7 protein-coding genes are annotated in these 6,218 nt (G+C 64.5%); 3 read left to right on the forward strand and 4 right to left on the reverse strand.

What is annotated here, in order from left to right; all coding sequences use genetic code 11:
* The coding region (locus ER13_RS15340; protein ID WP_035310624.1) for a hypothetical protein at positions 1-485 on the forward strand (485 nt) is incomplete at its 5' end.
* 187 nt (positions 486-672) lie between these two features.
* Here the strand turns inward: ER13_RS15340 and ER13_RS15345 are convergent.
* From ER13_RS15345 to hfaA, 4 genes are all read right to left on the reverse strand, one after another.
* A complete protein-coding gene (locus tag ER13_RS15345) occupies positions 673-1,743 on the reverse strand; it encodes a hypothetical protein (RefSeq protein WP_035310626.1) in 1,071 nt (356 codons plus the stop codon).
* Positions 1,744-2,040: 297 nt separating this feature from the next.
* Entirely contained in the window at positions 2,041-3,300 is a 1,260-nt protein-coding gene (gene hfaD / locus ER13_RS15350) for a holdfast anchor protein HfaD (protein WP_230307736.1), read from the reverse strand.
* Positions 3,227-4,243 (reverse strand): holdfast anchoring protein HfaB, encoded by a 1,017-nt coding sequence (gene hfaB, locus ER13_RS15355; protein ID WP_035310629.1) that lies wholly within the window; start codon positions 4,241-4,243, stop codon positions 3,227-3,229. The genes hfaD and hfaB overlap by 74 nt, the downstream gene beginning before the upstream one ends.
* Entirely contained in the window at positions 4,240-4,689 is a 450-nt protein-coding gene (gene hfaA, locus ER13_RS15360) for a holdfast anchoring protein HfaA (protein ID WP_035310630.1), read from the reverse strand. Before hfaA ends, hfaB begins: the two co-directional genes overlap by 4 nt.
* Positions 4,690-4,808: 119 nt before the next feature.
* Here hfaA and ER13_RS15365 point away from each other — a divergent pair, with 119 nt between their 5' ends.
* Together ER13_RS15365 and ER13_RS15370 are read left to right on the forward strand one after the other, a co-directional pair.
* On the forward strand, positions 4,809-5,513 hold the full coding sequence (locus ER13_RS15365; RefSeq protein WP_035310632.1) for a rhomboid family intramembrane serine protease: 705 nt from the start codon (positions 4,809-4,811) through the stop codon (positions 5,511-5,513).
* A 93-nt stretch (positions 5,514-5,606) separates the two neighbouring features.
* Complete coding sequence (locus tag ER13_RS15370) at positions 5,607-6,035, forward strand: CBS domain-containing protein (RefSeq protein WP_008261184.1); 429 nt, start codon at positions 5,607-5,609, stop codon at positions 6,033-6,035.
* Positions 6,036-6,218 lie beyond the last annotated feature (183 nt).

The raw sequence follows: 6,218 nt of genomic DNA on the forward strand, positions 1-6,218 counted from the left end.
GACCTGAGCTGCAACTCAAGGAACTGTATAGTCACAAGCTAGGGCTGTGCATGCGCGTCTTCAGAACCACCCTGTCGGCCCTCCGCCTTCTCCTGTGCGCGGCGCTCGCAGGCTGTTCTGCGCCTTCGGCGTCGCAGAAATTGAACGACAGCGATCTTGAGGGGGCGTGGTCGCTCGTTGTTCGAGACCTTCCAGCGCGCGGCGGAGCCAACGCACAGACCGAACCCCCTGACACCTTTACGCTTGATGTCGCGGTCAGCGATGGACGGATCGCCGGCTGCAAGCTGAACCCCGGCGCCCGTGACGATCAGTGCACCGTCCGAGACGGCCTCTTCTATGTTGAAACCTCCGACCCTGGCAGCCCCGCGCTCGTCTTCGCCCTGAAGCGACGCACGGCGACGCGCTTCGAAGGCGGCGCAGCGCTGGACCTGCCCCCGTTCGGGCGTCAGACAATAGGCTCGGTGGTTATGACCAAGGTGTCGTGACGGGGTGTCGTCCAGTCCACCCACTTATCCTGCGATTCGCGATGCAGGGCCGATATTGTAGTTGTTGGGCTATGCCTTTGAGCGGTCAAAGCATTCCTAGCTTCGGATGATCCGCTGCTGATCTAAATGCAGGCACCCGTGTGCATGGCGCTGGCTTTCCCAACCGATTGTTAAATCGGTCTATCGTCTAAGAGGCTATCTCATTCCCAAAGTCACGGATGAAAGCGCCCGCCGTGGTGTTATGCCATCGGGTGCCGAAGTCGCCCATTTCAGGTTTGGCGCTGCCACGAAGCATGTTGCGAAGACCGCGGTCGGCCATGAAGCGATTAGAGTCCGACTCTTGATAATAGGTCGCTTCGATGGTCTCGACCTTGGAAGTCCCCTCGCTAGTCATCAGGTCGAGGTTCTGGCGCAGGTAGCTGAAGCCGAGGATTATGATTTGGCTCGGGTTTAAGATGCCGTCGTGGATGGCACCAATCAGATTTTCTTCTTCGACTGTCTCGGTGAAGGTCCGAAGGCGTTCTGCCGAGTCCCTTAGCGTCTGCGGCTCTAGGTTTTCATTCCGACCGAATGCAAGGCTGGGCCCGCCGTCATCGGGTTGCCATGGTAGGCGCCCGACCTTGCCGTAGGGGTGAACAATCTTGAGATGGGATAGTGCTGCGGCGGTCTGGTTCGCGTCGAACCCGCCAAGGGCTTTTACAGCGTGGAACAGGTAGTGCTCGATCAACCGGTCGTAGTTGAATGTGATGATCGTCAGCCTGTCGAAAGCCCGCTCAATCTCACCCAAAGGGACATCGGACTGAAGCCGGTTGAAGAGTTGCTGGAGCCAATGCGGCTCCCCCTTCTTCGACCGCGAGATGCCAGCCAAATTCACGCCATCTGCTAGCAGGCTCCGCTCCTCCGCTGCCAGGATAGCCCAAGCGATAGCCAACTTACCGATCTTTACCTTCGCTGGATTGTCCCGGTGAATGTGGAGATAACGGTCGATAGATGGCGCGTGGCGTATGCCCTCCGCCATGCCATTGGCGATCTGAACCCAGTTCCTATCGCCAAACTTCTGACCTTCGTAAGTGATAGCTCCGACCAGCGTATCGTCAGCGCCTTGGCTTGTTACGATAGTAAAGCCGTTTTCTCGCTTGCGGCGGCCGATCTGCTCAAGCTGATCGGCAATAGCATCCTTCAAGCCGTCGCCGACCGGCATCTTGTATTCGGCGCTACAGCCCGCACCGACAATAATCGTCGTCTGTCGTTGGAACACGTCGGTCTCTCAGAATTAGTCGATTTATTGTAACCAAATTGGACAAGCGAACCGAGGGCGGGTTTGGCTCGGATATCGAGTGCGAAAACCCGCCTTCCATCCCGACTTCCCCGTCAAACCCATGCCTTTTTTAATCCTCCCGCCCGCATCGCGGGAAGGGGCACTCTTTTGCAGGCGGCACCCTGTTTCCTGCGAAGCGTAATTTTGCCCATCGCCCGCGCCAGCGCGAAGAATGGGCGAAAAGATACTCCATTCTTGCATTGGATTGAGTCTATTCCTCAGCCCAATCCGTACCCCTCACCCGCCCGGACGGCTCACATAGAAGGTCGCGCTGTTGCCGACGGCGGTGGTCCCGACCACGGCGGCGCGGCCGGAGCCGATGGTGGCGTTGGTCGTGGCGGTGATGGCGGCGTTGTTGGTCTGGTTGTTGGTGATGTTGACCTCGCCGCCGCACTGGGAACAGGCGGAACCGGTGACGCTGTTGCCGACGGCCTCGGCGCCGACATAGGCGTCATAGCCGCTGACGCCCGTATAGGTCGCGGTCGCCTCGACCCCGCCGGTGTTCAGCTGAGTGTTGTCCAGCGCCAGATAGATGTCGGTGTTGCCGGCGATCACTTCATTGGCGACGGCGCGGGCCGAGACGGTGGTCTGGCCCTGCAGATTGGTCCGGGCCCGGGAGACGGCGCGGACCCGGCCCTGGTTGGTCTGGTCGGTCGCGGCGACCAGGGAGCCGCCGGCGTTGGACAGGACGGTCTGGTTGGCGCCGACGTTGGCGCGGGCGGCCAGGTTCCAGGCGTTGTCGACATAGACGTCGGTCCGCGCCTCAATCGTCGAGGCGGCGTTGGTCTGGCGCACCGTCAGATCCTGGTGAGAGGCGCCGGTGGTCGAGGCCTGGACGGCGTTGGCCACGGCCTGGGACGAGAAGTCGGCGGGGGCGGGGATGTACTGAACGTCGGCGACCGTCTCGGCCAGAACGGTGGTCTGGGCCGACTGATCGACTGCGCCGGTGATGGAGGAGGACGGACCGCCCAGGGCGACGCTGTTGGCGACGGCCGCCGTGCCGGCGAAACCGCCGGCCAGCATATGGCCGGTCGGCGACTGGACGACGGTGCGGGCGGTGACGTCATCGCCGGTCGCGACCTGGGCCGCATCAAGGGCGAAGGTCGCGCCGTCAGTGGAGACGCCCAGATAATCGCCGCGCGCCAGGGTCGTCGATCCGATCACCCCGTCCGACTCGCCGTTCAGGACGAGGGTCGTGTCAGCGCGTGTCGCGCCGGTCATGGTCTGGCGCGCCGTCAGGGACCCGGACGAATCCTCGATCCCGCCCGCGAGCGAATTGCCCGTGGCCGAATTGGTCACCTCGAGCTGATCGACCGTGACGTTCAGGTTCACCGACCCGGTCACGTCGCCGGACTGGGTCTGGGTGCTGGAACAGGTCGAGCCGGTCTGCGGATCGCAGAGCGGCGTCTCCTGCGCCGTCGCCTCAGTAGCGGCTAGGGCGAACGTCGCCGTCGCGGCGATCATGCCAGCGAGACGGATCGGCGCGGGTCTGGCCATTGTTCGTCTCCGTGGTGGGGTAGGCCGGATAATAGCCGCCGGTCGGACCGACAGCGGAATCGCCAAGCGGGTCGTTGGCGGCGTTGAGGCAGATTTCGGGGCCGGGCGCCCCATAGAGATTGGCCATGAACTCGACCGTGGCCCGTTCGACCAGGGCGCGGACAGCCAGCTGGGTCGGCTCCATCCCGCCGGACCCGGCCGAGATGTCGAAGACATTGCCGTTCAGGAAGTCGAACACCCCGGCCGAGATCTCGCGGCCGATGATCTGCTTCTGGTACGAGACGACGTCCACGACCTCGAGGGTGGTGGTCTGAACCAGCCGCAGATCCATGGCGATGTTCATCACATAGGTGCGGTAGGTGGCGATGCCCGAGCCGGGACGGTCGCTGTCCACCTGGCCTCCAGCGGCGTCGAAGCCGCCCGAGCGGATGTTGTAGTTCACCTCGGTGACGCCGCCGACGATGTAGAAGTCCGAACCGGGCACCTGGCCGGCCAGGATGCGGCGGTACTGGGTGTCTTCCGGTCCCTGGGCGCCGGGGGTGTTGTCGCCGATCAGCTTGTTGTTGGCGTAGCGCAGCTCCAGCTCCGACACCGAGGTGTCGTAGCGTTCGACGATCCGGGCGCCGGCCTTGGCCAGGGCCGAGTTCGCCATCAGCGAGGCGCCGCCGGTGATCTGGCGCCCGCCGTCCGACGAGACCGTGCCCGTGTAGTCGCTGATCCGGCCCACGGCCATGCGCGGCGAGGGCAGGTTGTAGCGGCGCGCGTAGTCGGCCAGGCAATAGAGCGCCGCCGAATAGGGGGTGGGGTTGGCCGTGACCGGCGCATTGCCGATCGGCGTCGCATATTGGCCCGACGGCCCGGCCACCGGGCTGACGCAGCCGGCGAGCAGCAGGGCCGCAGCCGTCACGACGGCGCCGGTGCGAAGGAGAGGAGGGCGGCTCATGGCAGGGTGATGTTTCCGTTCAGGGCCGTGCCGGCGTTGATGTCGCCGTTGTTGGTCTGTTTCGAATTGACGATGACGGTGTTGTGGCTGCCCTGGACCACGACGTTCAACTGATTGCCGATGGCGGTGGAGCCGCCGATGGTCGTGCCGTTGCCGGAAGACGAGCCGGCCCCGGCATAGGCCGAGGCCACGCCGCCGGACTGGCTGGAATAGGAAGAGGCGCCGGACTGGATGAGGCCGTTGACGATCAGGCGATTGCCGTTGGCGTCGCGGGTCGAACCGGTGGCGGCGGTGTTGGTCAGGTTGCGCGCGGAGCCATAGCCCTGCTGGAAGCGGGCGGCGCCGCCGGAGCCCGTCGTCTGGGCCATGGCGAGAGACGGGGCGGCGGCGACGAACAGGGTCGCAAGCACGGTCGGCAGGGGGGCGATCAGCCTCTTGACCGGCATGGATAATACTCCTGGCGCGCAAACGGACGACGGACCGAAACCACGATCCGCACCCCAAACTGCGTTAAGGTTATTAAGAAGCGCTTGAGATCGCAGAAATCGTTGCGCATTGGTGAGGCATGTCCGACCCCGATGGCCGATTCGCAGCGCCCCCGAATTCAGAAGGGCCAAGGTCCGAAAGACTGTTCAACGCCCCGGTCGCGGTGGTGCTGATCGCCCTGTCGATGCCCGTGCTGTTTTTCTTCCAGCGCCAGTTGCCGGACATGGGCGCCGCCATGGCCTTCGCACCCATCGATCTGCAGAACGGGCGGTGGGGCGGCTTGTTCACCGCCATGCTGCTGCACGGCAGTTGGACCCACGCCCTAATGAATGCGATCGGCGCCCTGGCCTTCGGCGCGCCGGTGGCCCGGCTGTTCGGCGACCGGATCGGGCCGACCGTCTTCCTGCTCTTCTATATAGGGTGCGGCGTGGTTGCGGCCCTGGGCTACGGCCTGGTCCACTGGGGCTCGACCGAGGCCATGGTGGGGGCGTCGGGGGCCGTGTTCGGCCTGATTGGAGCAGCGACCCGCCTGATGGGCGGACGGGGCAGGGTGCTGAGCCTGTTCGATCGGCGCGTGATCGGGGCGTCCATCGCCTGGATGGCGGTCAACGCCGTCACCGGGCTGATCGGCTATGCTCCGGGAGCGGACGGCGCCCGCATCGCCTGGGAGGCCCACGCCTTCGGCTTCATCGCCGGATTGCTGGTCATCGGCCCCTTGGGCCGCGCCTTCGGCAAGGGGCCTTTGCCCATGGGGACGTCGGCCCGGCCCGAATCGGACGTTTGATTCCGGGGCGCGGCTGCGCGATCATGGTTATCGAGCGGCCCTGTCGCCATCCCGGCCCGGCGGTCGTCTCCTAACCATAGAGAAGGAGCCGCGATGTTCGTCGCCGAGATCCTCAAGACCAAGGGAAACGCCGTCTTCTCCATCGCGTCCGACCTGACGGTGGCGCAGGCGTGCGGAGAGCTGGAGCGCAAACGCGTCGGCGCCCTGGTCGTCCGTGACGGCGAATCCGTCGCCGGCGTCTTTTCCGAAAGGGATGTGGTGAAGGCCCTGGCGGTCGACGGACCCAACGCCCTGGGCCGTCCCGTCTCCGATTACATGTCCGCCCGGGTGATCTTCGCCGAACCGGGAGAAACCCTGTCCGCCGTGATGGGGCGGATGACCGACCGGCGGATTCGCCATCTGCCGGTTCTGAGCGAGGGCCGGCTGGTCGGCGTCATCTCCATCGGCGACGTCGTCAAATGTCAGATCGCCGATCACGCCCGCGAGGCCGAAAGCCTCAGAACCTATATAGCGACGGGCTGAAGCGGGCGCCGGCGCGGGTTCGAAGAGTCCGACTCCGCGAGAATTTTCATGGTTTGGTCAGAATCCGGTTGCGGCGGAAAAGAGCGGCCCGTATAGAGCCGCCTCGCTCGGAAACGGGCCGGCCCTGAGGGCTTCGGAGCTTTGGTTTCGGGGGTTTTGAGGGGAAGAAAGAGTTGAGAAACT

Origin of the sequence: Brevundimonas sp. EAKA, assembly GCF_000698025.1 — a bacterium.
GTDB classification, from domain to species: Bacteria; Pseudomonadota; Alphaproteobacteria; order Caulobacterales; family Caulobacteraceae; genus Brevundimonas; species Brevundimonas mediterranea_A.